Origin of the sequence: Actinomadura scrupuli (assembly GCF_050971785.1) — a bacterium.
Lineage (GTDB): Bacteria > Actinomycetota > Actinomycetes > Streptosporangiales > Streptosporangiaceae > Actinomadura_E > Actinomadura_E scrupuli.
In genome coordinates this window covers 335,608-361,713 of the sequence record NZ_JBPCCU010000002.1, presented here as the reverse complement: position 1 = coordinate 361,713, position 26,106 = coordinate 335,608, and the positions used below count along the sequence as shown (strand labels likewise).

Annotated in this window: 24 protein-coding genes, 1 pseudogene and 1 riboswitch; of the genes and pseudogenes, 10 read left to right on the top strand and 15 right to left on the bottom strand. The window is 68.5% G+C overall.

Annotated elements, in window-relative coordinates:
• The first annotated feature begins 19 nt into the window (after window positions 1-19).
• The 3 genes from ACRYCC_RS09365 to ACRYCC_RS09355 all read left to right on the top strand — a co-directional run bounded on the left by ACRYCC_RS09365 (window position 20) and on the right by ACRYCC_RS09355 (window position 4,204).
• Complete coding sequence (locus ACRYCC_RS09365; RefSeq protein WP_433810356.1) at window positions 20-1,672, top strand: DNA repair helicase XPB; 1,653 nt, start codon at window positions 20-22, stop codon at window positions 1,670-1,672.
• The gene (locus tag ACRYCC_RS09360) at window positions 1,672-2,073 is read left to right on the top strand and encodes an NUDIX hydrolase (RefSeq protein ID WP_433810354.1); all 402 of its coding nucleotides are present in this window, start codon (window positions 1,672-1,674) and stop codon (window positions 2,071-2,073) included. The genes ACRYCC_RS09365 and ACRYCC_RS09360 overlap by 1 nt, the downstream gene beginning before the upstream one ends.
• Before the next feature lie 100 nt (window positions 2,074-2,173).
• Complete coding sequence (locus ACRYCC_RS09355) at window positions 2,174-4,204, top strand: HelD family protein (protein WP_433810352.1); 2,031 nt, start codon at window positions 2,174-2,176, stop codon at window positions 4,202-4,204.
• A gap of 19 nt (window positions 4,205-4,223) precedes the next feature.
• On the opposite strand, the gene ACRYCC_RS09350 is transcribed toward ACRYCC_RS09355, so the two are convergent.
• The 4 genes and pseudogenes from ACRYCC_RS09350 to ACRYCC_RS09335 all read right to left on the bottom strand — a co-directional run bounded on the left by ACRYCC_RS09350 (window position 4,224) and on the right by ACRYCC_RS09335 (window position 8,445).
• A complete protein-coding gene (locus tag ACRYCC_RS09350; RefSeq protein WP_433810350.1) occupies window positions 4,224-4,586 on the bottom strand; it encodes an STAS domain-containing protein in 363 nt (120 codons plus the stop codon).
• Window positions 4,587-4,898: 312 nt separating this feature from the next.
• On the bottom strand, window positions 4,899-6,524 hold the full coding sequence (groL, locus tag ACRYCC_RS09345) for a chaperonin GroEL (protein WP_433810348.1): 1,626 nt from the start codon (window positions 6,522-6,524) through the stop codon (window positions 4,899-4,901).
• Window positions 6,525-6,694: 170 nt separating this feature from the next.
• Window positions 6,695-7,474, bottom strand: a pseudogene (locus ACRYCC_RS09340) (tyrosine-type recombinase/integrase); the annotation flags it as partial.
• A 581-nt stretch (window positions 7,475-8,055) separates the two neighbouring features.
• Window positions 8,056-8,445 (bottom strand): ATP-binding protein, encoded by a 390-nt coding sequence (locus tag ACRYCC_RS09335; protein ID WP_433810346.1) that lies wholly within the window; start codon window positions 8,443-8,445, stop codon window positions 8,056-8,058.
• Window positions 8,446-8,975: 530 nt separating this feature from the next.
• On the opposite strand from ACRYCC_RS09335, the gene ACRYCC_RS09330 reads away from it, so the two are divergent.
• Complete coding sequence (locus tag ACRYCC_RS09330) at window positions 8,976-9,740, top strand: GntR family transcriptional regulator (RefSeq protein ID WP_433810344.1); 765 nt, start codon at window positions 8,976-8,978, stop codon at window positions 9,738-9,740.
• A 16-nt stretch (window positions 9,741-9,756) separates the two neighbouring features.
• On the top strand, window positions 9,757-10,422 hold the full coding sequence (locus ACRYCC_RS09325) for a YdcF family protein (RefSeq protein ID WP_433810342.1): 666 nt from the start codon (window positions 9,757-9,759) through the stop codon (window positions 10,420-10,422).
• Window positions 10,423-10,803: 381 nt separating this feature from the next.
• Here ACRYCC_RS09325 and ACRYCC_RS09320 read toward each other — a convergent pair whose 3' ends face one another.
• The 3 genes from ACRYCC_RS09320 to ACRYCC_RS09310 all read right to left on the bottom strand — a co-directional run bounded on the left by ACRYCC_RS09320 (window position 10,804) and on the right by ACRYCC_RS09310 (window position 12,007).
• A complete protein-coding gene (locus ACRYCC_RS09320; protein WP_433810340.1) occupies window positions 10,804-11,064 on the bottom strand; it encodes a hypothetical protein in 261 nt (86 codons plus the stop codon).
• Entirely contained in the window at window positions 11,061-11,360 is a 300-nt protein-coding gene (locus ACRYCC_RS09315) for a DUF6247 family protein (RefSeq protein ID WP_433810338.1), read from the bottom strand. Before ACRYCC_RS09315 ends, ACRYCC_RS09320 begins: the two co-directional genes overlap by 4 nt.
• A gap of 488 nt (window positions 11,361-11,848) precedes the next feature.
• Window positions 11,849-12,007: a hypothetical protein gene (locus ACRYCC_RS09310; RefSeq protein WP_433810336.1), complete on the bottom strand. Its 159-nt coding sequence runs from the start codon at window positions 12,005-12,007 to the stop codon at window positions 11,849-11,851.
• A 1,054-nt stretch (window positions 12,008-13,061) separates the two neighbouring features.
• Between ACRYCC_RS09310 and ACRYCC_RS09305 the strand changes: the two genes are divergently transcribed.
• The 3 genes from ACRYCC_RS09305 (at window position 13,062) to ACRYCC_RS09295 (ending at window position 15,817) form a co-directional block, all read left to right on the top strand.
• A complete protein-coding gene (locus ACRYCC_RS09305; RefSeq protein ID WP_433810334.1) occupies window positions 13,062-13,874 on the top strand; it encodes an ice-binding family protein in 813 nt (270 codons plus the stop codon).
• Window positions 13,875-14,145: 271 nt separating this feature from the next.
• The gene (locus tag ACRYCC_RS09300; RefSeq protein ID WP_433810333.1) at window positions 14,146-14,415 is read left to right on the top strand and encodes a hypothetical protein; all 270 of its coding nucleotides are present in this window, start codon (window positions 14,146-14,148) and stop codon (window positions 14,413-14,415) included.
• Between the two features lie 208 nt (window positions 14,416-14,623).
• Complete coding sequence (locus ACRYCC_RS09295) at window positions 14,624-15,817, top strand: S1 family peptidase (protein ID WP_433810331.1); 1,194 nt, start codon at window positions 14,624-14,626, stop codon at window positions 15,815-15,817.
• Window positions 15,818-15,923: 106 nt separating this feature from the next.
• On the opposite strand, the gene ACRYCC_RS09290 is transcribed toward ACRYCC_RS09295, so the two are convergent.
• The 6 genes from ACRYCC_RS09290 to ACRYCC_RS09265 form a co-directional block, all read right to left on the bottom strand.
• Window positions 15,924-16,382, bottom strand: a complete 459-nt coding sequence (locus tag ACRYCC_RS09290; protein ID WP_433810329.1) for a hypothetical protein — start codon at window positions 16,380-16,382, stop codon at window positions 15,924-15,926.
• Between the two features lie 58 nt (window positions 16,383-16,440).
• On the bottom strand, window positions 16,441-16,641 hold the full coding sequence (locus ACRYCC_RS09285) for a cold-shock protein (protein WP_433810327.1): 201 nt from the start codon (window positions 16,639-16,641) through the stop codon (window positions 16,441-16,443).
• A gap of 156 nt (window positions 16,642-16,797) precedes the next feature.
• Window positions 16,798-17,421, bottom strand: a complete 624-nt coding sequence (locus tag ACRYCC_RS09280; protein ID WP_433810326.1) for a nucleotidyltransferase domain-containing protein — start codon at window positions 17,419-17,421, stop codon at window positions 16,798-16,800.
• Window positions 17,422-17,551: 130 nt separating this feature from the next.
• Window positions 17,552-17,827 (bottom strand): MoaD/ThiS family protein, encoded by a 276-nt coding sequence (locus ACRYCC_RS09275; protein WP_433810324.1) that lies wholly within the window; start codon window positions 17,825-17,827, stop codon window positions 17,552-17,554.
• The gene (gene thrC / locus ACRYCC_RS09270) at window positions 17,824-19,071 is read right to left on the bottom strand and encodes a threonine synthase (RefSeq protein WP_433810322.1); all 1,248 of its coding nucleotides are present in this window, start codon (window positions 19,069-19,071) and stop codon (window positions 17,824-17,826) included. Before thrC ends, ACRYCC_RS09275 begins: the two co-directional genes overlap by 4 nt.
• A gap of 17 nt (window positions 19,072-19,088) precedes the next feature.
• Window positions 19,089-19,252, bottom strand: a riboswitch (SAM riboswitch).
• Window positions 19,253-19,372: 120 nt separating this feature from the next.
• Entirely contained in the window at window positions 19,373-20,320 is a 948-nt protein-coding gene (locus tag ACRYCC_RS09265) for a cation diffusion facilitator family transporter (RefSeq protein WP_433810320.1), read from the bottom strand.
• Between the two features lie 140 nt (window positions 20,321-20,460).
• On the opposite strand from ACRYCC_RS09265, the gene ACRYCC_RS09260 reads away from it, so the two are divergent.
• A complete protein-coding gene (locus tag ACRYCC_RS09260; protein ID WP_433810318.1) occupies window positions 20,461-21,900 on the top strand; it encodes an alpha,alpha-trehalose-phosphate synthase (UDP-forming) in 1,440 nt (479 codons plus the stop codon).
• Here ACRYCC_RS09260 and ACRYCC_RS09255 read toward each other — a convergent pair.
• Together ACRYCC_RS09255 and ACRYCC_RS09250 are read right to left on the bottom strand one after the other, a co-directional pair.
• Window positions 21,853-22,872 carry a sulfotransferase family protein gene (locus ACRYCC_RS09255; protein WP_433810316.1) on the bottom strand — a complete coding sequence of 340 codons (1,020 nt, stop codon included), beginning with the start codon at window positions 22,870-22,872 and terminating at the stop codon, window positions 21,853-21,855. The two genes, ACRYCC_RS09260 and ACRYCC_RS09255, sit on opposite strands and share 48 nt — an antisense overlap.
• A 137-nt stretch (window positions 22,873-23,009) precedes the next feature.
• The gene (locus ACRYCC_RS09250) at window positions 23,010-23,561 is read right to left on the bottom strand and encodes an RNA polymerase sigma factor (RefSeq protein ID WP_433810314.1); all 552 of its coding nucleotides are present in this window, start codon (window positions 23,559-23,561) and stop codon (window positions 23,010-23,012) included.
• A gap of 48 nt (window positions 23,562-23,609) precedes the next feature.
• On the opposite strand from ACRYCC_RS09250, the gene ACRYCC_RS09245 reads away from it, so the two are divergent.
• Window positions 23,610-26,006, top strand: coding sequence for a serine/threonine-protein kinase (locus ACRYCC_RS09245; protein WP_433810312.1), 2,397 nt, complete (start codon window positions 23,610-23,612; stop codon window positions 26,004-26,006).
• Window positions 26,007-26,106 lie beyond the last annotated feature (100 nt).

Sequence of the window (26,106 nt, the reverse complement as noted above, 5' to 3'; positions counted from 1 at the left end):
CGACCCTGAAGGGCAACCTGTGGCCGACGGCCCGCTCATCGTCCAGTCCGACAAGACCTTGCTCCTCGAGGTCGATCATGATCTCGCCGCCGACTGCCGCCGGGAGATAGCGCCGTTCGCCGAGCTCGAGCGGGCTCCGGAGCACGTCCACACCTACCGGGTGACGCCGCTGGCGCTGTGGAACGCCCGGGCCGCCGGGCACGACGCCGAGCAGGTCATCGACGCGCTGATCAAGTACGCCCGGTATCCGGTGCCGCACGCCCTGCTGGTCGACGTGGCCGACACCATGGCGCGGTACGGCCGGCTGCGGCTGGAGAAGCACCCCGTGCACGGCCTGATCCTGGTCTCCACCGACCGGGCGGTGCTCGAGGAGGTGCTGCGCGCCCGCAAGATCGCCCCGCTGCTCGGCGCCCGGGTCGCCGACGACACCGTGGTGGTGCACGCGAGCGAGCGCGGCAGCCTCAAGCAGTCCCTGCTCAAGCTGGGCTGGCCCGCCGAGGACCTGGCCGGGTACGTCGACGGGGAGGCGCACCCGATCTCCCTGGAGGAGGACGGCTGGGAGCTGCGGTCCTACCAGCGGGAGGCCGCCGACGCCTTCCGGCACGGCGGCTCGGGGGTCGTGGTGCTGCCCTGCGGCGCCGGCAAGACCATCGTCGGGGCCGCCGCGATGGCGCAGGCCGGGGCGACCACGCTGATCCTGGTGACCAACACCGTCTCGGCGCACCAGTGGAAGCAGGAACTCCTCAAGCGGACGTCACTGACCGAGGACGAGATCGGCGAGTACAGCGGCTCCAAGAAGGAGATCCGGCCGGTCACCATCGCGACGTACCAGATCATGACGACCCGCAGGAAGGGCGTCTACTCGCACCTGGAGGTGTTCGACGCTCGCGACTGGGGCCTGGTCCTCTACGACGAGGTGCACCTGCTGCCCGCGCCGATCTTCCGGATGACCGCCGACCTGCAGGCACGCCGCCGGCTGGGCCTGACCGCCACGCTCGTGCGTGAGGACGGCCGCGAGGGCGACGTCTTCTCCCTGATCGGGCCGAAGCGCTACGACGCCCCGTGGAAGGACATGGAGACGCAGGGCTGGATCGCCCCGGCCGACTGCGTCGAGGTGCGGGTCACGCTGACCGACTCCGAGCGGCTGGCCTACGCGACCGCGGAGCCGGAGGAGCGTTACCGCTTCTGCGCCACGACCGAGACCAAGACCGGGATCATCGAGTCCCTGGTGGAACGGCACAAGGGCGAGCAGACCCTGGTCATCGGGCAGTACATCGACCAGCTCGACGAGCTGGGTGAGCGTCTCGACGCTCCGGTGATCAAGGGCGAGACACGGATCAAGGAGCGGGAACGGCTGTTCCAGGCCTTCCGCACCGGTGAGATCTCCGTGCTGGTCGTGTCCAAGGTGGCCAACTTCTCCATCGACCTGCCCGAGGCCTCCGTGGCGATCCAGGTGTCCGGCGCGTTCGGCTCCCGGCAGGAGGAGGCCCAGCGTCTCGGCCGGGTGCTGCGGCCCAAGGCCTCCGGCAAGGGCGCCCGGTTCTACGCCGTGGTGGCCCGCGACACCATCGACCAGGACTACGCCGCCCACCGGCAGCGGTTCCTCGCCGAGCAGGGCTACGCCTACCGGATCGTGGACGCCGACGACGTGCTCACCGGGAACGAGATCTGATGCTCGACGTGGTGGCGTGGGTGCACGCCATCGACGGCCGCATGCTGACGGTACGCGCCCGCGGCCGCGACCTGCTCTACCTGCCCGGCGGCAAGCGCGAGCCGGGTGAGCAGGACTGGGCGGCCCTGTCCCGCGAGGTGCGGGAGGAGCTCGGCGTCGACCTCGAGCGCGCCTCCTTCCGCCGCCTCGGGGTGGTGCGGGCCCCCGCGCACGACCAGGGCGAGGGGGTCCAGGTGCGGATGGCCTGCTTCACCGCCGCCTACACCGGCCGGCTGTCGCCCCAGGCCGAGGTCGATGAGTACGTGCTGGTCGGCCCGGGCCGGCGTGACCTGCTCGCGCCCGCCTCCCAGCTGGCCCTCGACCTCGCCGTCCAGCACGGTTTCTGCTCCGCCGCCGAGTAGGCCGCGCAGGAACTCCGGGTAATCATCGGTGCTGAAATCACGGGCCGTAGTAAGCTCGTAGTTTCGCCCTCATCCACCTCCAGCCACGGAGTGCTTTCGCGTGCCCGCCGAGCCTGACAGGAACGCCGACGCCGACACCCTGACCCCGACCGCCGACATCCTGACCGCCGAACGCGCCTACCTCGCCGAAGCCCGTGCCGCGCTCCGCCGGATGCGGGAGCGGGCGGAGGCCCAGTCCGACAACATGGCCGCCGACTGGGTGTCCCAGCAGGTCCTCTCGTTCCAGCTCGGCCAGCGGGTCATCGCGCTGGCCGACCACCCTGACACGCCGCTGTTCTTCGGGCGGCTCGACCATGACGACCAGCCGCGGGACCTGCCCGGGACCCTGTACGTGGGACGCCGGCACGTCCACGACGACGAGGGCCTGCCACTGGTGATCGACTGGCGGGCCCCGGTGTCCCGGGCGTTCTACCAGGCCGGCCCCAAGGACCCGATGGGCCTGGCCCTGCGGCGGCGGTTCGGTTACCACGGCGGCGAGCTGACGGCGTTCGAGGACGAGCCGATGGACGGCCGGGAGCTCGGCCCGTCGCGGATCCTGACCGAGGAGATCGAGCGGCCGCGCACCGGCCCGATGCGCGACATCGTCGCCACCATCCAGCCCGACCAGGACGAGCTGGTCCGCGCGGACCTGCGGCGGACCGTCTGCGTCCAGGGCGCCCCCGGCACCGGCAAGACCGCGGTGGGCCTGCACCGCGCCGCCTACCTGCTGTTCACCCACCGCGAGCGGCTGAGCCGGTCGGGCGTGCTGATCGTCGGCCCCAACCGGGCCTTCCTGTCGTACATCTCCTCGGTGCTGCCCGCGCTCGGCGAGGTCCGGGTCTCCCAGGCCACGGTCGCCGATCTGCTCGGCTCGCCCACCGCCGACGACGACGCGGAGGTGGCCACGCTCAAGGGCGACGCGCGGATGGCGGCGGTGCTGCGCAAGGCGCTGTGGCTGCAGGTGCGCAAACCCGAGGAGGGGCTGCTGTTCGTCAAGGGCGCGAGCCGGTACCGCGTCCCCGATCACGAGGTGCGGGAGGTGGCGGCCTCGCTGCGCGGCACCACCCGGTACGGCTCGGGACGCGCGGCGTTCGCCCAGCGGCTCGCCCACCTGGTGCTGGTCCGGATGGAGCAGCGCGGGGAGGCTCCTGACGACCGGGTGCAGGACGCGGTCGCGCGGTCGGCACCGGTCAAGCGGCTCGTGGACCAGATCTGGCCGAAGGTCACTCCGGCACAGGTGCTGTTCCGGCTGCTCACCGACGGCGGGTATCTCGCGGACGCCGCGAAGGGCGTGCTGTCCGGCGAGGAGCAGGCGCTGCTGTCACGGCGCACGCCGGGCCGATCGCACCGGTCGGCGAAGTGGAGCGCGGCCGACCTGGCGCTGCTGGACGAGCTGACGGACCTGGTGGACCGGACTCCTTCGCTCGGGCACCTGGTGGTGGACGAGGCACAGGACCTGTCCGCGATGCAGTTGCGGGCGCTGGGACGCCGCTGTTCCACCGGGTCGGCGACCGTGCTCGGGGATCTCGCCCAGGGCACCACGCCATGGTCGGCGCGCTCCTGGGAGGAGGTGCTCCGGCATCTCGGCCAGGAGGGCGCGGTCACCGAGCTCACGCTGGGTTTCCGGGTCCCCCGTGAGGTGCTGGACTACGCGGCCCGGCTGCTGCCGTCGATCGCCCCGGGCCTCGGTGCGCCGCGTTCACTCCGTACCGGCTCGGGCGCTCTGCACGTACGCGCCGTACACCGGATCGAGGAGGCCGCGGTGCAGGCCTGCCGGGAGGCGCTGGAACGGCCAGGGTCGATCGGGCTCATCGTCGCCGACGCGGCCGTCCCCGCGTTCGCCCAGGCGCTGGCGCACGCCGGACTCGACCACGGGGTGCTCGGCCCGGAGTCCGATGGGGCGGACCGGCTGCTGGTGATCCCGGCCGCGCTGGCCAAGGGCCTGGAGTACGACCATGTGGTGGTCGCCGAGCCCGCGGCGATCGTGGCGGCGGAGCCTCGCGGGCAGGCCCGGCTGTACGTGGTGCTCACCCGGGCGGTCACCTCGCTCACCGTCCTGCACACCGGCGCCCTCCCGGCCGCGCTGGCCTGAACGGGCACCCGGTCGCGGGCTACGGCTCCACTGCCGGTGCCGGCAGCGGCAGCGTGAGGGCCTCGGTCACCGCCGGGCAGAGGGTGAAGCAGTCCTCCAGCCCGGTGACGCGGAACACCTTGGCCACGATGCCGTGTGCGGCCACCACCAGCAGGGAGCCCTCCAACCGGCGGGCCTCCCGCTGGGCGATCAGCAGAGCGGTGAGCCCGGCGGCGCAGAGCAGGGTCACCTCGGTGAAGTCGAGCACCAGATGCGGATGGTCCTGGGTCGTGACGATCCTGAGGAAGTCGCCGAGCTCCGGAGCCGTGGCGACGTCGATCTCCCCGCCGACCTGGATGACGACGTGGTCCTTCTGGACTTGCGAGGAGAGCTGTAACGCCATGACGCTTCCTAGCTGTGGATCACGGGGCGACGCCCGTGCCCACCGACGTGGATCCCGATCGGGTGATCCCGCCGGTCCCAGAGGCGGCGAGGAAAGGCTCCCGGGCCTTCTGCTCCACATGGCCGGGAGTATGGCGTTGATTACTTTCTGTACAGTACTCGCCCGGCCGATCCCAGGTGCGAAGTCATCGAGATGGGCATGGCCGGACGGCCATGCGCCTCCCGGTGTTCTCCGGCGATCCGCCGTACGGCACGAGGGGCGGCCCCAACCGGGGACCGCCCCTCGTGCCGAACGGGGTCGTGCGAACTGGACTTAGAAGTCCATGCCGCCGTCGCCACCGGGCATGGCCGGGGCCGGGTTCTTCTCCGGCTTCTCGGCGATGACCGCTTCGGTGGTCAGGAACAGCGCCGCGATCGAGGCCGCGTTCTGCAGCGCCGACCGGGTGACCTTGGCCGGGTCCAGGATGCCCGCCTCGAACATGTTGACGTACTCGCCGGTCGCGGCGTTGAGGCCCTCACCGGCGGGAAGCCCGCGGACCTTCTCCACCACGACGCCGCCTTCGAGACCGGCGTTGATCGCGATCTGCTTCAGCGGCTCCTCCAGCGCCTTCTTGACGATGGCGGCACCGGTGGCCTCGTCGCCGTTCAGCTCGATCTTCGCGAACGCTCCGACCGACGCCTGGATCAGCGCCACGCCACCACCGGGGACGATGCCCTCCTCGACGGCCGCCTTCGCGTTGCGAACGGCGTCCTCGATGCGGTGCTTGCGCTCCTTGAGCTCGACCTCGGTCGCCGCACCGGCCTTGATGACCGCCACACCGCCGGCCAGCTTGGCCAGCCGCTCCTGCAGCTTCTCGCGGTCGTAGTCCGAGTCGGTGTTCTCGATCTCGTTACGGATCTGGTTGACCCGCCCCGCGATCTCGTTGGGGTCGCCCGCACCCTCGACGATGGTGGTCTCGTCCTTGGAGATGACGACCTTGCGGGCCCGGCCCAGCATGTCCAGCGTGACGCTGTCCAGCTTGAGACCGACCTCCTCGGTGATGACCTGGCCACCGGTGAGGGTGGCGATGTCGCCGAGCATGGCCTTGCGGCGGTCACCGAAGCCGGGGGCCTTGACGGCCGCCGACTTGAAGATGCCACGGATCTTGTTGACGACCAGGGTGGCCAGGGCCTCGCCCTCGACGTCCTCAGCGATGATCAGCAGCTGCTTGCCGGCCTGCATGACCTGCTCCAGGACCGGAAGAAGGTCCTTGTTGGAGGAGACCTTGCCGGCGACGATCAGGATGTAGGGGTCATCGATGGCCGCCTCCATCCGCTCCGGGTCGGTGACGAAGTACGGCGAGATGTAGCCCTTGTCGAAGCGCATACCCTCGGTGAGCTCGAGCTCGAGCCCGAAGGTGTTGCTCTCCTCGACGGTGATGACACCTTCCTTGCCGACCTTGTCCATCGCCTCGGCGATCATCGCGCCGATCTGCGGGTCGCCCGCGGAGATGGAGGCCGTCGAAGCGATCTGCTCCTTGGTCTCCACGTCCTTGGCGAGCTTCGACAGCTCCTCGCTGACGCGCTCGACCGCGGCCTCGATGCCCTTCTTCAGCGACATCGGGTTCGCACCCGCCGCGACGTTACGCAGACCCTCGCGCACCAGCGCCTGCGCCAGCACCGTCGCGGTCGTCGTGCCGTCACCGGCGACATCGTCGGTCTTCTTCGCGACCTCCTTGACCAGCTCAGCCCCGATCTTCTCCCACGGGTCCTCGAGCTCGATCTCCTTCGCGATCGATACACCGTCGTTGGTGATCGTGGGTGCGCCCCACTTCTTCTCCAGCACGACGTTGCGGCCCTTGGGGCCAAGCGTCACCTTGACGGCGTCCGCAAGCTGGTTCATTCCACGCTCGAGACCACGACGGGCCTCTTCGTTGAATGCGATCATCTTTGCAGCCATAAGCTCCAGTCCTCCCGGAACAGGGTGGCCATGAAGGACCGAGTCGACGCCCGCGACGGACGGCCTCCCCGACGGTTCCATTCCGCCGCCGGAGGCGAGGCCTCATCGCCCCGATCCAGACTGTGAAGCTGTCACTCTCCACAGTAGAGTGCCAACCATTTTTTAGCACTCTACCCTGCCGAGTGCAAGCGCCGTACATCCCTGGCAGGGGTTACCCCATCAACCTGGCCTGATCCGGTCTGAGCTGCGTCAACTCCGTCCGAGGAGGGCTGAGGCATGTGCGGTTGTGACCCACCACGACCCGCCGTCTGTCGGTGGTCGCGGTACAGGCGCGGTACAAGCCGCCCGTGTCGGTGCCGGTTGGCCGGGGCTGTACCGCGTGTACCGCGATCTTGGTTCGAGGCGGGTTCCAGAGCGGCTTGGATCCGCCTGTTGGCCTCTTCCTCCTGGCCCTCGATGCAGTGCGCGTACGTGCTCAGCAGCATGGCGACGGAGTGCCCGGCTCGTTCCGCCACGTCGGTGGCCGGAGTGCCGCTGTTGAGCCAGAGGGACAGGCAGGCGTGCCGGAGGTCGTATGGTGTCCCGGCCAGCGGCGAGCCGAGCAGATGAACCGGAAGGGTACGAGTCCGTACCCGCTTCCACACACTTTCGTACGAAGCAGGGGCGAGCTTGTTCCCCCGCGCGCTGCTGAACAAGCGACCATCAGCCGCGACCCCGAAGGCCCCGATGTGCGCTCGCAGGATGGCGACCAACTCCGGGGGGATGGGAATCTTCCGGATGACGCCGGCCGCACGATGCTTGAGCGCCCGGTCCTGGTGGAGCTTGCCGTCATCCGTCCAGTGCTTTCCCGAGGCGGTACTTGACCCGGAAAGCAGGATCTTGCCCCACCCCGACAGGGGCAGTACGCACATGTCGAGCCGCAACCCGACCGCCTCCGAAGTGCGCAGGCCGGCGACGTAGAGGCAGGCATGTTGGCCTTGGCCGTATTACCGTCCAGACGCCGCCCTATGGCGTCCAGCGCCTTGCGAAGAGCCTCGGACTCCCCCACTTCCCCCATGGAGAGCGAAGCCCTCTCTATCCAGGCCAGCACCGCCCTGATCTCATCCGGGGGGTCAGTGCGAATCATGTTGAAGGCCCATGCGGACAACGCCCGCCGGAGCACACGCGGATCAGGCGCGCCTCCGGTGTCGGAGACCAGAGCCGCAGTGACCACGGCCAGACAATCAGCGACGGTTGCTCGCGTCTTGCCCGGACTTCCCGGCCACGTGACCGCCACGTAGGCCCGTGCGTGTTCGTACAGGTCCCGCCCTGTTCCTTCTTGAGCATGGACTCCGGCAGCCCGGTCACCGTGTCGAACGCTTCACCGCGCCGAGCCGCCTGCATGAGATCCGACCGGAAGCGGTCCGCAAGCGCCCGGGTGGTGAAGTACTCGGATTTCTCCGGCGGGTTCTCGCCTACCCAGCGCACGCCATACGGCCGCCGCCGGCGGTAGCCAACCCGCACCCTTCCAGCCACGAAGCGCCGCCGCCGTTCACCGGAACCGCGCCCACACCCACTTACCGAACGGCTCCACCCACGTCACACCACAGGACTCCGACAGCCGCTCCACGATCGACAGGCCCCACCCCCCGAACTCGTGATCCTCAGGCAGGGCGTCGAGCATCTCCAAGGTCAACTCGACCCGCTGAGACTCGGGTTGCTTGGGCGACTGGTCCCACACCGAGACCATCACACCGCCACCGCTGTAACGCCCGATCCGGACCTTGACCCGCCCATCCCACGGACTGACCGCCACCGCATTCGTCACCAGCTCGTCAGTGACCAACCGCAGATCCTCCGACAGATGCGGCAGCCCCCATTCACGGGCCGTCTGCTCCACCAGATCCCGCGCCACCCCCACCACAGCCCGCGAGGCGAGCATCGTCCGCTCCAGCTAGTAATCGGCCATCGTCGCTGTCACCATCAACCATCCTCGGCGCAGAAAATGATCGCTCTTCGGTCAAAGCACCTTCAGCAAGCCCACGGACCATCACGGTCAAGGCAGGCGCCACGCGAGCCTTGAGGCAGCCGTCACCTGGGCACCCCGCCCCAGCGGTCCCGATTCGTTAGGCCGCGGTCCGCCCAGTGCCCACGCACAACGGCAGTCCTCCCACACCTCTCCTGCTCGGCGGCATCGCCGACCGGCACCACGAGCAGGGCTCGACGGGGAAGCACGAACTTCCGGCCCCGCCCACCGCATGACGGACACGGATTCTCGTTCTCGGAGTCGGGCACCCTTACTCCCCTGCCATGGGCATCGTCGTCACTCGCAACCTCTACAACAGCACCGATTAGAGGTAGCTCTATAGAACCGCCTATGCTGTGGAGTGTCAATAGAGCTGGTTCTATTAAGGCGACCCGGTGCGAGAGCGGGTACCGCTACCGTTAACCGGACGTGCGGCAGGAGGCGACATGCGCATCGGCTACCGGGAACTGGCCGACGTTCTTCGGGACGGCATCCAACGGGGCGAGTACCCACCAGGCAGCACCCTGCCCAAACAGAACGAGATCGCTGCCGAGCACGATGTCAACATCAAGACCGTCCGCCAAGCCGTACGTCTGCTCGAAGCCGAGGGACTGGTCACTCCGGTGCGCCGTCGCGGAACCGTTGTCCGCCAGCGCCCGCCGATGAAGCGTCTCGGCATCGAGCGCTACGCCAAGAGCAAATGGAAGTTCGGCCTGGTCGCGTTCGCCGCCGACCGCGAAGCATCCGGCCGCGAGTGGAAGCCCACCGACCAGACGCAGACCGTCCGCAAGATCCCAGCCGACACAGAGATAGCCGAGGCGTACGGCATCCCCGAAGGCGCACCGGTCTACGAGCGCGCTCGCCTGGTCAAAGACGGCGACGTGCCCACCCACACACTCGCCAGCTACTACCGCCCCGAAGACGTCGAAGGCACACCGATCGTCGACCCCACCCCAGGGCCGGCTACCCGAGGTGGCGGATTCGCGGTACTCACGATGCAAGGGCTGGAGCCCGACACCATGACCGAGACTTTCCACTCCCGGATGCCCACCCCGGAGGAGATCGAGCAGCTTCAGCTGCCGGCCGGAGAGCCCGTCATGGTCCTGCAGCGCCGCACCTACACCCGAGACGGCCGCATCGTGGAGTTCGCCCGAGGCATCCACGCCGCCTCCCGGTTCTCCTGGTCCTACACCTTCAAGATCCCCGACTGAGCGAGGAAGGCCGTCCATGCCCGCACGCGCCGAGCTGCCCGCCGCCGTCCGACCCGACGTCGAGATCCTCTGGGACTACCACGACATGCACCACACGATCCGGGCCGCCGACGTCGGCATCGGACTCGGCAGCCACGACCTCGGAGTAGCCACTTACACCGCCGAGCTTTACCAGCAAGGCTGGTTCCCACGAATCGTGTTCACCGGCGCCAACGCCCCGACCACCATTAACCGCTTCCCCCGAGGCGAAGCCGTCCACTACGCCGAACACGCAATCAGGCTCGGCGTACCCGCCGAAGCGATCCTGATCGAGCCCAATGCCACCAACACCGGACAGAACATCGAATTCACCCGCAAACTCCTCGCCGACCACGGCATCGGCATCAGCTCGGCCGTTCTGATCTCCCGGCCCTACCAGCAGCGCCGCGCCTACGCCACCGCCAAGAAGCTATGGCCCGAGATCGAGATCATCTGTGCCTCCCGACCGCTTCCGCTGGACGAGTACGTAGCCGACATTGGCGATGCAGACCGCGTGATCAACATGCTCGTTGGAGACACCCAGCGCATCATGATCTACCCCGATCAGGGATTCGCCATCTCCCAAGAGATGCCCGCCTACGTCGAGGCCGCCTATAAGCGATTGATCCAGGCCGGATTCACGACCCGTCTGATCCGACAGTGACGTCAGCCGCCTAATGGCCCCAGTGCATTGCCGAATTAGGCCGTTGTAGATCAAGGGCGGCGGCGCTTCGCGCCCGCCGCCTCGGCCGTCCGGTCCCGCCGCTACGGGCGTGCGGCGTGGGCGCCGGTCCCTACGCGCCGTGCCCGGACGGCCGGGTCAGCGCCGGCCCCCGATCGTGCGGACCTGACGGCCGATCACCGGGTCAGCGCCGCCGCCCATCACCCAGCACAGGCCGCGACGATCGCCAGCCGGGTACTCATCTCACGGGTTGGGGCGATCGACAAGCCAGGACTTCGTACCTCAGCCCCGGCTTTTCGCGCTCCTCTGGCCACTCTCCAGCGCCACGACAGGGAGCAACGCGAGGCATTCCGCAGAGGTCCGTCAGCCTGCCCAGAGAATGTCGATGATCTGAAGGGTCTCGGCCTGGTCGTCGACGATGAGCGTCATGATGCCCTGGCCCTGGTCGCCGAAGAATGCGTGCCGCAACGCCGACGACGCGTCAGGGCGTTCTCGGACGGCACCCCAGGGTGCTTCCAGGAGTTGGAGGACACGTTCGAGAAACGGCCCGTCCCGCACCTCATCGGGCAGCCCGTTCAGCTCGTACAGCGCCCGCCCGCGGAAGCCGTCGAACTTGTAGGTCACAAACGACCTTCCCACTCCGGTGGGATGTAGCCTGGGGAACCATCCGTGCGCCCATGAAGGGCGTCCTGAACCGCCTCCTCGTAGCCCGGCCTGCTATAGGCCATCGCACGAAGGCGCCACTGCCGCAGCAGGGCCTGAACCTGCTTGAAGCGAGCAAGATCGTGCGCGGCGTCGAGTGCCCGGTCGTACTCGTCCCGGAACTGAACACGGCGCGACGGGGGCAGCGCATCGAAGATCGCGGCCGGATCTTCCCCTGGATCTCGTGACCCGGCAGGCTCTAGAGGCTCAGCGGTCATGCCGCTAAATCTACCCGCCACGACGGACCTCCGCAGGCAACCGGCCATCCGTGACGCGGTACTGCCCGACCTCACGGCACAGGCACGGAACGGACGGCCCCGGCAACAGTGCCCGGGACCGTCCGTATGCAGGTCAGCGCGCCCTGACTACTCCTCTTTGTCACTCCACCCTGCCGAGTGCAAGCGCCGTACATCCCTGGCAGGGGTTACCCCATCAACCTGGCCTGATCCGGTCTGAGCTGCGTCAACTCCGTCCGAGGAGGGCTGCGACGTACGCAGCCGTGATCGACGGTGCGCCGCCGTACGCCGGTATTCACGGAACAGCCACGGAACAACCGTCTGGGGTTGGGACGCAGGTCGGCCGATCCGTTCCGCGCGTTCCGTGGCAGGGGCATGGGGAGTTCTCAGCGCTGCAGCTATGCGCCGGTTCATGATCTCCTCGTCACCGTCAACACTGTGCCCGCGCCGCTTCCAGACGGCTTCGTAGGTCACCGGAGCGAGCCGGTTGCCCCGCGCTGGTTACGGAACAGCCGGCCGTCCTCGGCCACGCCGAACTCCGCGATGTGCGCCCGGAGCATGGCGAGCAGCTCGGGGGCGGCCGGGATGGGGCGCGTCACTCCCTTCGCGCGATGCTTCAGACCACGCACCTCGTGATACTGCCCGTCGTCCGGCCACTGACGGCCGGCCGCGGGACTCGACTCGGCGAGGAGGAGCTTTCCCCAGCCGTTTGCCGGAAGCGCGCAGTCCGCCTGTGTCAGTGCGACCGCCTCTGACGGGCGGATACCCGCAAGGTACAGACACGCGAAGGCGTCTTCCTGCAAGGCAGCCCGAGAACCGGGCCGCACGGGCCGCCGACTCGGTGCCTGCCCGGCGCTCCCACGGACGTTCCGCGCCAGGACAGGCAAGCAGCCGGTCGGCTGGCCCGGACGAGGATCGGGACCGCAGCGACTCCGAAAGACCACAAGACGGCGGCCGGGCCGGAACGTCCGATGCTGCCGCTGGCCGGTGCCCGACTCGCGCGGGACACCACACAAGTCCGGAACCGTCCAACTCGCATGTGCGGCGTAGGAAGCGCCCGATCTTCACGGCCGAGCCAGCCGGCCAGCGTCCTGATGCCCATACCTTCAGCCAACCACGCTGCCGCAGCCGTATGGCGTGACACGTGCATGCCGTTCTCTGAGTAGTCCACGGAAAGGTCTTCTTTTAGGTGCCTGTTGACCGAACCTGCCAAATGTGACGGGACAAGCATCGAGTTTAATTTGATCAGTCATTAATACTCGTTGGAATATCTATTAATGATGGGCAGGGATACGCATCTGGAATTACTGATAACTTCCTATGATGTGCCGGTCGGGCGGGGAGGTCGGCGGATTCGCCAAGCGCCGACGCGTTCGCAGGGTATGCGATCGGCCGGTGGCTTGCTCGATGAGGCGTTGTTGCCCTACGTGGTCGTATGTGGCCGTATCGAATCTGAAAGATGTCAGTCAAATAGGCAGAATCTCCTATAGATGAAAGATCCGACAAATGCCAGCTAATATTAGCAAAGGCTTCCGCAGATCGGCTGGATATTCCGTTCTCGCGGTAGGTCTCGCGATGGGTCTTGCGCTCATCTCCTGCGTGACCGTCTTCGCTGTCACACAGTCCAAAGCACATAGGGCACAGCTCCCGATAAATCTCGGTAGTGCCGCCAACTTCGCGGTCTTGGCAGCGACGACCGTTACCAACAGTGGACCGAGCGTCATCACGGGGAATGTGGGGGTAAGCCCGGGCAGCGCGGTGACCGGATTCGGTCCCGGGGGCGCCACAGTGATCGGGAGTGTGTTTACAGGTGCTGCCAGCCCTGCCGGGCAAGCCCAAGCCGATCTGACCACCGCGTACAACGATGCGGCTGCGCGGGGTCCCGCCCTCACCGTGGCCACGGAGCTCGGCGGAACCACTAGGGGGCCAGGGGTCTACGACTCCGCAGATGGCACCTTCCAGATCACCGGCCCGCTGACCCTCGACGCGCATGGTGACCCGAACGCGGTCTTCATCTTCAAGATGGCCGCGACCCTCAACACCGCGGCCGGTAGCTCGGTACTCCTCGCCGGGGGCGCGCAGGCGTGCAACGTCTTCTGGCAGGTCGGCAGCTCGGCAAGTCTGGGAACGACCACCAGCTTCCAGGGAAATATCCTCGCCCTCACCTCGATCTCGGTGAACACGGGCGCAACGATCGTGGGTCGAGCGCTGGCACGTGGCGGGGCTGTCACTCTCCTGTCCAACATCATCACCGCGCCCACATGCCAGGCCTTCCCTCCAACGAGTGCTGCGGCGACGGTGACTCACACGGTGACTCGCACGGTGACAGCGCAGCCAACAGTAAGGGTGACTCGCACCGTGTGTCCCTCGGCGGGTATAGGCCCGAACTCTTCCTCACATTCCAACAGCAACAGCGGCAGCGCCAGCGACAGCGACATCGACATCGACTCGAACGGCCACCAACACCATCACCAGCACCACCACCACCACAGCTAAACAAAGCGGGCATCCAATCCCCAGACGAGTCTCCGTAGATCCTTCGATGGACCGGCTGGAAGCGTCTCGCGCCCATGAAAGAAGGTCCGCCCGGGTCGCCCGGGCGGACCTTCCGCGCTTCCGGCACTCACACCGAAGTAGTCGTGGCGTGAGCTGGAGCAACAGGGCGCCGGAGGGTACCAACTGGGCGACAACCGAGAGGCACACTATGAGACGAGCTGACCCGATCCGAGATCCCACTCCACGGCCTACGCCGACCTAGAATCGAGGCATGGATCTCAAAGACGCGACGCGCATGATTCTCACAGAGTCGGCTGCCCATCCTGACCTGCTGCGAGTCGCGTCCTCTACCTATGACGAGCTGTCCACCGGACGTCAGGCCTCCCACACCGACCTGACCTGGATGCTCCGGGAAGCCGGCCGCAAGGGTCTCTTCCCCACCCTCACGCAGAAGCACGGCACCGATGGCTTCAATGACATGGTCATGGTTCTGGGGCGCGAGATCGACCGGCAGGCGCCGGTCCACCACCGCTCGCGGTAGGTCGCCGCGCGACTCTGAAGCTGCGCATCCTCGCCGCCGAAGCCGGTCGCCATGGCCACACGCGGTACAGGCGCGGATCCGCGCTGCGTGATCATGAGAACGACAGCGGTTGTTGCGACTCTCGTCATCGAACGGACATACCTGGGCTATTCCCCTGACGGAATCTCGCGGGCGCAAGTGTTCACCGGTTTCCCCCTCCGGAGGCACGATGTCCCAGTCCAGCAGATCCCGCCCGATCCTCGCAGCCCTGGGCGCCGCCCTGCTGCTGCCCGCACTGCTGAGCGCACCGGCGGCGGCCGAGCCGCAGCCGGTCACGTCCGACCAGCTCGACAAGGGTGTCAGCGCCGCGCAGCAACCGCTGCGCAAGGGCGCCCACATCATCCGTCAGGCGGTCGAGAACACAGATCCCGCCGGTTACATGAGCGTCGCCTTCGGCAAGGGCGAGGTGGAGCTGTACTGGAAGGGCGCGCTGCCCGCGCCGATCCAGGCGGCGGTCACCGAGGCGCGCAAGACCGTCCCGGTGAAGGTCGTGGCGGCCGAGTACTCGTTCAAGGAACTGGACGCGGCCGCCGAGCAGGTGCGCAGGGCCGCCAAGGCCAACCGATCGGCCGGCGTCCGCTCGGTACGGATCCCCTACGACGGCAGCGGCCTGCGCGTGGGCGTCGACGAGAGCCGGCGCAGCTTCCTCGGCGCCGCGAACATCATGCCGAAGCTCGCGGTGGCCCATCAGTTCGAGCAGGCCGACCACATCACGCGGACCGGACGCCTGGACGACCACGAGCAGTGGAACGGCGGCGGCCGCATCCGCAACTACAACCTGGGCTACATCGGCTGTACCGGGGGCTTCGGCGTTCTGGGCTACGACGGCTACAAGTACATACTGACCGCCGGCCACTGCGGCGCCCCCGGGAACTGGTTCGTCGACGGCGTCAGCAACGACGTGGTGGGCCAGGTGCAGTACGAGAACGTCGGCTACGACCTGATGCTGATCTCCTCGAACGCCCAGGGCTACATCTGGGACGGCCCCGTCGACAGTTACTACAAGAAGCCGGTCGTGGCGTGGGACTGGGTGTACCCGAACGAGCAGTTCTGCTCGTCGGGTTCCTACACCGGCGTGCGATGCGGGTTGCTGCAGAAGGACTTCACCGCCTGGTACTGCGACCTCGACCCCTACCAGCGGTGGGAGTGCTACGACGACCTCATCGAGGCCCATCAGGTGGACGGGTCGCGCGCGGTCCAGCCGGGTGACAGCGGCGGTCCGGTCTTCACCCTCCAGGGAGAGGGCGTGGTCGCCAAGGGGACCATCAGCGGCCACGGCGTGAGTCAGAACATCATGTACTTCCAGGACTTCGCCACGGCCCGCAACGCCTTCCCCATCCGTTTCGACCCGCTCTACTACTGACCTTCCCCGGCATCCCCTGGGGTCTCCGCACCACCGAGACCCCAGGGGACCCGGCACACTCCTTCATCTCCGTGATCATGCAATCAACCGTCGGTTGATTGCATGATCACGGAGATGGGCGGGTGTCGGCGCCAGTCGCGTCCTGGCCGCCGGTGGGCTGGGCGCCGGCGTCGTCGCCGGTGGGCTGGGCGCCGGTGGCGTTGTCGTCGGTGGGCTGATCCTCGTTGGGTTGGGCGTCGGTGATGTCGGACGGGTCGGCTTCGTCGGCGTGCGGTGCGGTGGGTGGGCGTGCCGGCTCCGGTGGTACCGGGGGACGGTGGCGCATGACGACACCACGCGTCTCCGCGACCAGATGCCAGCTCACCGCCGTCCAGCCCCTGGACTCCAGGGTCTCGACGGCCGCGAACAACTGCTGCAGGCGCAGCCGACGGCCCACCGCGAGAAAGATGTACGGATGCGGGAAACCGTCCACCAGAGTGGGGTCCCGGGTCACATCGGAAGCGAGGATCTGACGCTTGTCGAGTACCCGAAGCTGGACCAGCCGTCGCCACTGGTTGTTCACCATCTACAAAGTGTGGCAAATCCGGCACGCCACACCGAACCGCGGGCCACGAAGGCCGGGGTCAGAGCGGTCGCACGCCGTCCGCCTGCGGACCGCGATCACTCTGCGTGATCTCGAACTCGACACGCTGTCCCTGGTCGAGGCTGCGGTAGCCATCACCCTGGATGGCCGAGTAGTGCACGAATACGTCTCTACCGCCGTCAACCTCGACGAAGCCGTAGCCCTTGTCAGCGTTGAACCATTTGACGGTCCCCTGAGCCATTTTTCACCAATCCTGCCGTGCTGGAACCCCGGCCATGAGGCCGCGGTATCTGTGCCCGGAGCCGCTCTTCCACCGCGGTCACCGGTGATCGATCACGGGCGTACCTGCGACGATCGGGGTAGACCATACCCACCTGGACCAGCCAGACAACACCCCTCATTGCGCGCGATCAAACGGCCGGTAATGGTCACCGAATGGTGCCGTCACGATGGGGGCGACCGCTTCCTCCAGCCGTCGCGGAAGGTGCTGTCCATAACGTTTCTCCAGGTGCAGCCTGGCCTTGCGGTAGCGTTCGACCGCTTCCCCGAGCGTCACCGGAACCACCGCGACCCCCATCGGGGCGAGCAGATGCTCGTACATCTTGTGCAGTTCCACTCGCACCAGGTCGTGCTTCCCGCGCCTCCGCTTGCCCGCCAGCCAGAGCATCCAGTCCCAGAAGTGCGCGTCGACGCCCCGCAGGGTGTCCGGCCCCACCCGCCACGGGGGATACCAGCTGCGCGGCACGTCCGCGAAGATCAGATCGATCTTGACGGGGCCGTCGAGTAGGAGCAGATAGCACTCGTGATCGCGCAGCCGGTCCCACTGCGCGGCAAGTGGATCGAACTGCGCCATCAGATTCGCCAGATCTCGGGCGATCCACCCGAAATCATCCGCGATGACTTGATAGTCCCAGTCCGACAGTTCGGTCTCGTCACCTCGCGCACGGGATCCGGTCAGGTGCACATCGCGCACCGCCGGATGGCCCCGCACGGCCTCCACCACGTCCTCCGCGATTCCCATGCGACAGGCAATACCCTTTATTGCACCAAAACCCCCTTATTGGTCTCACTAGGCGCATTGGATGGGCCAAAGTACACAGAAACGCCCCGAACCCGGCAAGGTTCGGGGCGTTTCCGCTCGTTGCGGCCGGTCAGCCGCCGGCGACCGCGGGAATGATCGAGATCTGTACGCCTTCGGGGGTCGCGGTGTCCAGTCCGTCGGCGAAGCGCACATCCTCATCGCCCACGTAGACGTTCACGAACCGCCGGATCTTGCCATTGTCGTCGAGAATGCGGCCCGCGATCCCGGGGTGATCGGCGTCGAGGGCGGCGACGACCTCACGCAGCGTGGCGCCCTCGGCCTTGACCTCGGACTCACCCCCGGTGAAGGTCCGCAGGATGGTGGGGATCCGCACTGAGACACTCACGCCAGGCCTGCCTTTCGGAACGCTTCGTACGAAGCAGCGATGTTGGCGGACGGCCGGGCCACCGGGGCCACCGCGTCCAGGGTCTTCAGCCCGTCACCGGAGTTGATGATGACGGTCTCCGCCTCGGGGTCGAGCAGGCCGCTCCGGACCAGCTTGCGCAGCGTCGCGACGGTCACGCCGCCCGCGGTCTCCCCGAAGATGCCCTCGGTCCGCGCGAGCAACTGGATGCCCTCGACGACCTCGGCGTCGGTGACGTCCTCGACCGCGCCACCGGTCCGGCGTACGGCGTCCAGCACGTACGGCCCGTCGGCCGGGTTGCCGATCGCGAGCGACTTGGCGATCGTGTCGGGTTTGACCGGCCGTACGACGTCGTGACCGCCCTTGAAGGCGGCGGCGACCGGGTTGCAGCCCTCGGCCTGGGCTCCGAAGATCTTGTACGGCTTGTCCTCGACCAGGCCGAGCTTGATGAACTCCTGGAACGCTTTGTCGATCTTGGTGAGCTGGGAGCCGGACGCCACCGGGATGACGATCTGGTCGGGCAACCGCCAGCCGAGCTGCTCGGCGATCTCGTAACCGAGGGTCTTGGAGCCCTCCGCGTAGTAGGGCCGCACGTTGACGTTGACGAAGGCCCAGTCGTCCCGCTCACCGGCGATCTCGCTGGCCAGCCGGTTGACGTCGTCGTAGTTGCCGTCCACGGTCACGAACAGGCCGCCGTAGACCGCCGTGGTGATGATCTTCTGGGTCTCGAGGTTGGAGGGCACGAAGACCGCGGACCGGATGCCGGCCCGGGCCGCCGCCGCCGCGACGGCGTTGGCCAGGTTGCCGGTCGAAGGACAGGCCAGGACCTTGAAACCGAGCTCGCGCGCGGCGGCCAGCGCCACCGCGACCACGCGGTCCTTGAACGAGTGGGTCGGGTTTCCGCTGTCGTCCTTCACCCACAGGGTGCGGATCCCCAGCTCGGAGGCGAGCTGGTCGGCCCGGACCAGCCGGGTCCAGCCGGGCTCCATGTTGGGCGTCTCCGCCACGTTGCCCGGCACGGGCAGCAGGCCCTTGTAGCGCCAGATGTTGCCGGGGCCGGCTTCGATGTCCGCACGGGTGATGCCGCCGAAGTCGTACGAGATCTCCAGCGGGCCGAAACACTGCTCACAGGCGTAGCGCGGGCCGAGATCGTACGACTCGCCGCACTCGCGGCAGGTGAGAGCCGTCGCCGGACCGAGGGATGTAGTGGCAGGCGTGATTGCCATGTTCGCGAGGCCTTCTCTCCTCATCTGCCCTGTGCCACCTTGGTCACAGGTCGGATTTGGCACCTGTCTCGGTCGGTCTCGCCGGGCCCCGGCCGCTGCCGGAGGCGCGCTCAACAAACGCAGAACCGAGATGGTTGCCGGGGCTTCGCAGGGCCGATCCCTCCACCCCTCTGGATGAGCAATATGAAGTTGTGTGAGGGCTGCCCCTCGGGTGCGCGATATCAAGATGTATTGAACCGCGTGAGTGACTTTACATCATCTGACCGCTCGCCTGATGGACCGGTCCCAGCCCTTGAGACGGTCAACCGGCCGGCTGTGGGGTGTCCGACGGGGTCTCCTGCTGGGTGGGGTCGAGGAAGACGTGGCGGATGATGGGGAGCCGCTCGCACAGCCTGGAGTCGATCTCACCGGCGATGTCCTCGGCCTGGTCGGCGCTGATGTCGTCGGAGAAGTTGACCTTCGCCGCCACCAGGATCTGGTCGGGGCCCAGGTGCATGGTGAGCAGTTCCTCGATACGGTCGACGCCTTCCGCGGACAGGATCTCCTGGCGGATCTCCGCCTGGGCGTCGGGGTCGACCGCCCGGCCGATCAGCAGGGCCTTGCTGTCCCGGCCCAGCACATAGGCGACCACGATGAGCAGCACGCCGATCAGGATCGAGGCCACCCCGTCCCACACCGACGACCCGGTGATCTCTTTGAGCGTGAGGCCCGCGGCGGCCAGCGCCAGACCGATCATCGCCGCGGTGTCCTCGAAGAGCGCCGCCTTGAAGGTGATGTCCGGGCTGCGCCGGACATGGTCGATCAGTTGCCGTCCGTTCTCGCGGGTCTCCCGGCGGGCCTGGCCGAAGGCCCGCAGCCAGGCGCTCCCGTCCAGGAGGAAGGAGACGGCGAGCACGGCGTACGCCAGCCGGATGTCGCCGTGGCCGCTGCCGCCGACGATCGCCAGGATGCCCTCGAACACCGAGAACCCGGCTCCGGCCACGAAGATCCCGAAGGCCGCCAGCAACGACCAGAAGAACCGCTCGTTGCCGTAGCCGAACGGATGGCGCCGGTCGGCGGGCTTCTCACTGCGCCGCAGCGATGTGAACAGGAATCCCTGGTTGAGGGTGTCGGCCACCGAGTGCGCGGCCTCGGCGAGCATCGCGCTCGACCCGGCGATCAGCCCTGCGACCAACTTGATGATCGCGATGAGCAGATTCGCGATACCCGCGATCACGACCGTCTTGGTTGTCTCTTCCGCTCTGCTCATGCGGAGCCGGTTACCCCGGCTGGGCCGACTGAACCGGTGATCTATGAACAAGGCCGCTCAGCCAGGTTTGAAATCGCCGGCACGACTTACTGCCCACCCGTACAAGAGTGGCCGTGAGCGGTCATGTCACACTTCCGGGCATGAGTGACACGCAGGTTCTTGTCGCGTCCAACCGCGGTCCGGTGTCTTTCTCACTGTCCGACGACGGTGCGCTGACGATGCGCCGCGGCGGCGGCGGGCTGGTGTCCGGACTGGCGTCGGTGGCCGGTGAAACCGACGTCGTATGGGTGTGCGCGGCGCTCTCGGAGGCGGACCGGACGGCCGTACGGCAGGCGCCCGACGGCCGGCTGGACCTGGCCGGCCACGACACCGGCGGGGCCTCTGTCCGGATGCTGGACATCCCGTCGGCGACCTTCCAGCGCGCCTACAACGCGGTCGCCAACTCGACCCTGTGGTTCGTCCACCACCTGCTCTACGACACGCCCAACGCGCCGCTCTTCGATGCCCGCTCGCGCCGCGACTGGCAGTCGTACGAGGCCTACAACGCGGCCTTCGCGGACACGCTCGGCCGGGACGCGGCGCCGGAGGCCAAGGTGGCGATCCAGGACTACCACCTGTCGCTGGCCCCGCGGATGCTCCGGGAGCGGCGGCCGGACCTGAAGATCACGCACTTCTCGCACACGCCGTGGGCGCCACCGGAGTACTACCGGCTGCTGCCCGACGACATGGGGGTGCAGGTGCTCGAGGGCATCCTCGGCGCCGACCACGCGGGCTTCCTCGCCGAGCGCTGGGCACAGGCGTTCCTGGACTGCTGCGAGGCCTTCCTGCCCGCCAAGGTCGACCGGCTCGCGGGCACGGTGACCTACCAGGGCAGGGTGACCCGGGTCGCGGTGCACGGCCTGGGCGTCGACGGCGCGGAACTGCGGGCCAGGGCCGCGGAGCCGGACGTGGCCGACCGTGCCCGGGCGCTGCGCGAGCAGGTCGGCGACCGGCAGCTCATCGTGCGGATCGACCGGACCGAGCTGTCCAAGAACATCGTGCGCGGTCTGGCCGCCTACTGGGAGCTGCTGGTCAAGCATCCGGAATGGCACGGGCGTGTGGTGCACCTCGCGTTCGCCTACCCGTCCCGCCACGACCTCCCGGAGTACCGCGAGTACACCGCCGCGGTCCGCCGCATCGCCGCCGAGATCAACGACGAGTTCTCCACGCCGGGCTGGCAGCCGCTGCTCCTGCAGGTCAACGACGACTATCCCCGCTCGCTGGCCGCCTACGGAATGGCCGACGTCCTGCTGGTCAACCCCATCCGGGACGGTATGAACCTGGTCGCGAAGGAGGGGCCGGTGCTGTCGGAGCGCGGGTGCGCCCTGGTCCTGTCCCGCGAGGCGGGTGCCGCCGCGGAACTGGACGAGGACGCGCTGATGGTCAACCCGTTCGACGTGTCGCAGACCGCCGAGACGCTGCACCAGGCACTGCTGATGCCGCCGGACGAGCGGGCGGCCCGCTGCGAGCGGCTCGCGCGGACCGCCACCGCGCTACCGCCGCAGCAGTGGTTCGCGGACCAGCTCGCCGCGCTGGACTAGCGCGACCGGGTTGGGCTCGTGCAGCCGGTCCCACCGGTCGCGCAGCGCCCGTTTGGCCGCCACCAGGCGGCGGTCGGCCGCGACGCGGGCGTACGTGGCCAGATGCGCGGCCGGCGGGCGCGCGGCACCGGTCAGCTGATAGCCGTGTTCGCGGAGCCGCCCGCCCATCACGGACTCGGTGAGCGAGATCTCCCAGGGCTCCAGCCGGGCGCTCCACGAGCCGACCCGGCCGGAGTTGACGACGGTCCTGGTGTTGTGGTGCCACCGCTTCTGGGCCGGTACGACGGTGCCGGCGAGCCGGTGGGGCTGGGTCATCCGGGGGTCGTAGTCCTCTTCCAGGAACGCGCACAGCCCGCGCAGCTCGCCCTCGGGGTCGTCCACCAGGTGCTCGTACTGAAGCTGGTAGTAGGAGTCCGGGCCGAGCCGCGCCTCCGCCCGGCGCCCCAGGTCGATCGCCTGTGACCAGGTCGCGGCGGCGTGGAAGACGTCGCGTTTGTACCAGGACACCTCCTTGAGCGAGGCGACGCAGTCCCTGCCGTCCCGGATCAGGTGCACCACCTGGGCGTCCGGGAACAGCCGCAGCAGGCCGGACAGATGCTGGATGTAGGTGGGGCGCTTGTCCCCCCAGCGCTGCTTGCCGAACCGGCGGGCGTACGCCTGGAAGACGGTGCCGAGCGCCGAGCCGAGCGACGGGGGCCCCGCCATGATCTCCTCGGTGATCGACTCCGGATCGAGGCCGAGGTCGAGGAACTTCGTCTGCGGGCGGCCGACGATCCACCGGGCAAGCGCCCGCCGGTTGGCCGGGCGCTCCAGATCGCCGAACTCACGCCGTCGCTGGTACGCGGTCACCACGAAGCGGGTCTCCGGGGGGATCGCGATCCTCGGGTGGGAGTGCAGCATGAGCTGCAGCATCGTCGTGCCCGAACGCGGGCATCCCACCACGAAGATCGGACGGTCACTGTTTGCAGCCATGCCGACGATGGTCAGCGGTAGGGCCGTGCGGCGCCCTGGAACTACCCGCAGGCTTGCCGATCCATGACCGAGTCCTGACCGGCGCGTGCGCCGGCCGCTGCCGCAGTCCGGAAAATCCGGGGATTCCCCGGAAGGGGTCAGGAGTAGGACTCGCCGAGGGTCTGCCGGACCTGCTTGCGCGCCTCGTGGATCCGGGACTTGACCGTGCCCAGCGGCAGGCCGAGCTGATCCGCGATCTCGGAGTACTCCAGCTGCGAGACGTCCCTGAGCACGAGCGCCTGGATGAGATCCGGCTTACGCGCCTCGAGATCCTCCATCGCGTCCAGGATGTCCACCCGGGATCCGGCGATCACGCTGGTCCGGCGCGGGTCGGGGCGCTGCTGGGGCAGCTCCCCCGCCTGCTCGACCGAGCGGCGCTTGAGCGACCGGTAGGTCGACCGGGACGAGTTGGCCACGACCACGTGCAGCCAGGTGCTGAACCGGGACCGTCCCTCGAACCGGTGGATGTTGCGGGCCACCTGGAGCAGCGCGTCCTGGCAGGCCTCCTCGGCGTCCTGCCGGCAGGGCAGGAACCTCGAGGCATGCCGCAGCACGTCAGGCTCGATCTTCCGGAGCAGCCCGTTCAGGGCGGTCTGGTCTCCTTGGGATGCCTTGACCGCTAGTTCCTCGGTCTCTTCGTTGAACGCCATGCCGCCTCGCCCTCACACACACGCCCCGTTGTTGGGCATGATACGGGGGTGTCCATCCCTTCATCAGTCGGTCGTTATCGAATAGACCGTGTTCTGGGCTCCGGGGCTTTCGCCTCGGTCTGGCTAGCGCACGACGATGTCCTCGAGGCGCCGGTGGCGATCAAAGTGCTGGCCGGGAGCCTGCTCGACGACCTGGACGTGCGCAATCGCTTCCTGGAAGAGGCTCGCATCCTGCGGCGGGCCGACTCCGAGCGGCTCGTGCGCGTCCACGACATCGGTGAACTGACCGACGGCCGCCCCTACTTCGTCATGTCGTACGCCGATCGGGGCACCCTCGCCGAAAGGATGCAGGAACGGCCACTTCCGGTCAGTGAGGCCCTTGCGGTGGCCGAGGAGATCGCCTACGGCGTCGAGGTCATCAACAGGCTGGGCATCATCCACCGGGATCTGAAACCGTCCAACGTGCTGTTCCAGACCGCGTCGGACGGGACCGAACGGCTGCTCGTCGCGGACCTCGGACTGGCCAAGGCGCTCGCGCATGCGTCCGGCGCCTTCACCCTGCCGGTGGGCACCCCCGGCTACATGTCGCCCGAGCAGGCGAAGTTCGGCGGCGGGCTGGACGTCCGCGCCGACGTGTACGGTCTCGGCGCCCTGACCTTCCATCTGCTGACCGGTCGGCCGCCCGGGCCGGCCCCGGTGCGGATCACCCCGAGCCAGCTCAAGCCGGAGCTGGGCCCGGAGTTCGACCGGGTCATCCTCCGCGCGCTCGAAGCGGACCGGGAGAAGCGCTGGCCGACGGCGGAGTCCTTCGCCCAGGCACTGTCCACACTGAGACCGACGGAGGCCCCGCAGGCGGGCACCGTACCGCCGTACACTGCCGGGGGAAACGACGCCACCCGGGTGGAGGGCACGCCCATGACACCGCCCGCCGAGACACCGGACACACCACGGCCGCCGACCGGGCCCGGCTCGACCGCCCCCCAGCGCGAGCCGAGCGTCCAGTTCGCCACCCCCAACCAGCAGCCGCCGGCGGCTCCGGTCACCTCCGACGAGACGCCCCGGCAGAATCCGGTCCAGCACCCGCAGGGCCCGCCCGGGCAGGAGACCTACGTCCAGGATCCCTACGCGCAGGGCCAGTACGCCCAGGAGCGGTACGGCCAGGAACAGCGGCCGCAGGGCCCGGCACAGCCGTTCGCCGCCGCGCAGTCCGAGCCGGAGGAGGACGCCACCCAGGCGATCCAGCGCCCGGGATACGAGCAGCGGCCTCCCGGCCAGGGTGGTCCCCCCGGCCAGGGCGTGCCTCCCGGCCAGGGCGTGCCTCCCGGCCAAGGCGGCGCCCCCGGTCAGGGCGGTGGACCCGGTCAAGGCGGTGCCCCCGGCCACGGCGTGCCCCCCGGCCAGGGCGGACCGCCCGGGCCGCAACGCCCGTCCGGGCCGCCCGCGCCCGGGTCCCCCGACGATGTGCGGACGACGGAGGTACGCATACCGCCGGGCTATCAGCAGCCCCCGCGCGACGACGGCCGTACCGTGCTCGACCAGCCCGCGCCGCAGGGCGACGCTCCCGCGGGAGGCGAGGACGGCAAGACCGCGGTCTTCGCGCCCGGACCGCCGGCCGGCACCCCTCCGGACGGCATGTACTCCGCGCCCCCCGGCCCGCCCGGGCCAAACGACTCCACCCCGTATGTCGGCAGCAGGCTGCCTCCCGGGGCACCGGGCCAGGGCGGACCCCAGTTCGGCGGGGCTCAGCACGGCGGGCTCCAGCACGGCGGACCGCCCTACGGCGGGCCGCCCCACGGGCAGCCGCCCGGCGGAGGGCCTCCCGGCGGAGGCGGCTCCGGCGGCAAGCGCAACAAGCTGCTCATCCCCATCGGCATCGTGGTCGGCGTCCTGGTCATCGCCATCGTCGGCGGCCTGCTGGTCGGCAGCCTCTTCGACGGTGACGGCAAGAAGCCGGGCACCAAGACGCCGACCCCCGACCCGAACTACGTCACCGTCAGCGACACCTCCGGCCGGCTCACCGCGACCGTGCCGAAGGAGTGGCCGAAGGGCCAGGAGCAGACCTGGCTGCCCTCCACGGTGGGGCTCGCCGACGCCAAGCAGGAGCCGGTGCTGCGCGCCACCCCGAGCGTCGCCCAGTTCCGCACCGCGACCGGGACGACCCCCGGCGTCTTCGTGGGGCTGACCACCGACGTGGCCGCCGGGAAGCTGCCGCCGCCCTCGGCCACCTCCCACCCCCAGTGCACCAAGGGGCAGCCGGAGGCGTACTCCCGCGGGACGCTGAAGGGCACCATCACCCGCTACACCGGTTGCAAGACCGGCACCTCGTCGATCTCCGAGGTCGGGCTGACCGACACCGGCGGCAAGTTCGGCCTGTGGATCCGGGTCAAGCAGGTCGATTCCAACGATCGCACCAAGAAGATCCTCGACAGCTTGGTGATCAAGTAGCCGCATAACCCCTGAGTGAGAGCCCTGTCGCCACCGGCGGCAGGGCTCTCGTCGTTTCGACGGCCGTTCGGGGGTTGCTAACGACAGCTTAGCGATATAT

Bases quoted from the DNA above. Each gene is read 5' to 3' on its own strand.
- ACRYCC_RS09295 (WP_433810331.1), top strand. From the start codon at position 14,624: ATGTCCCAGTCCAGCAGATCCCGCCCGATCCTCGCAGCCCTGGGCGCC.
- ACRYCC_RS09360 (WP_433810354.1), top strand. From the start codon at position 1,672: ATGCTCGACGTGGTGGCGTGGGTGCACGCCATCGACGGCCGCATGCTG.
- ACRYCC_RS09335 (WP_433810346.1), bottom strand. From the start codon at position 8,445: ATGCTCGCCTCGCGGGCTGTGGTGGGGGTGGCGCGGGATCTGGTGGAG.
- ACRYCC_RS09315 (WP_433810338.1), bottom strand. From the start codon at position 11,360: ATGACCGCTGAGCCTCTAGAGCCTGCCGGGTCACGAGATCCAGGGGAA.
- ACRYCC_RS09285 (WP_433810327.1), bottom strand. From the start codon at position 16,641: ATGGCTCAGGGGACCGTCAAATGGTTCAACGCTGACAAGGGCTACGGC.
- ACRYCC_RS09250 (WP_433810314.1), bottom strand. From the start codon at position 23,561: ATGGCGTTCAACGAAGAGACCGAGGAACTAGCGGTCAAGGCATCCCAA.
- groL (WP_433810348.1), bottom strand. From the start codon at position 6,524: ATGGCTGCAAAGATGATCGCATTCAACGAAGAGGCCCGTCGTGGTCTC.
- ACRYCC_RS09255 (WP_433810316.1), bottom strand. From the start codon at position 22,872: ATGGCTGCAAACAGTGACCGTCCGATCTTCGTGGTGGGATGCCCGCGT.
- ACRYCC_RS09330 (WP_433810344.1), top strand. From the start codon at position 8,976: ATGCGCATCGGCTACCGGGAACTGGCCGACGTTCTTCGGGACGGCATC.
- ACRYCC_RS09290 (WP_433810329.1), bottom strand. From the start codon at position 16,382: ATGGTGAACAACCAGTGGCGACGGCTGGTCCAGCTTCGGGTACTCGAC.
- thrC (WP_433810322.1), bottom strand. From the start codon at position 19,071: ATGGCAATCACGCCTGCCACTACATCCCTCGGTCCGGCGACGGCTCTC.
- ACRYCC_RS09300 (WP_433810333.1), top strand. From the start codon at position 14,146: ATGGATCTCAAAGACGCGACGCGCATGATTCTCACAGAGTCGGCTGCC.
- ACRYCC_RS09265 (WP_433810320.1), bottom strand. From the start codon at position 20,320: ATGAGCAGAGCGGAAGAGACAACCAAGACGGTCGTGATCGCGGGTATC.
- ACRYCC_RS09350 (WP_433810350.1), bottom strand. From the start codon at position 4,586: ATGGCGTTACAGCTCTCCTCGCAAGTCCAGAAGGACCACGTCGTCATC.
- ACRYCC_RS09325 (WP_433810342.1), top strand. From the start codon at position 9,757: ATGCCCGCACGCGCCGAGCTGCCCGCCGCCGTCCGACCCGACGTCGAG.
- ACRYCC_RS09280 (WP_433810326.1), bottom strand. From the start codon at position 17,421: ATGGGAATCGCGGAGGACGTGGTGGAGGCCGTGCGGGGCCATCCGGCG.
- ACRYCC_RS09260 (WP_433810318.1), top strand. From the start codon at position 20,461: ATGAGTGACACGCAGGTTCTTGTCGCGTCCAACCGCGGTCCGGTGTCT.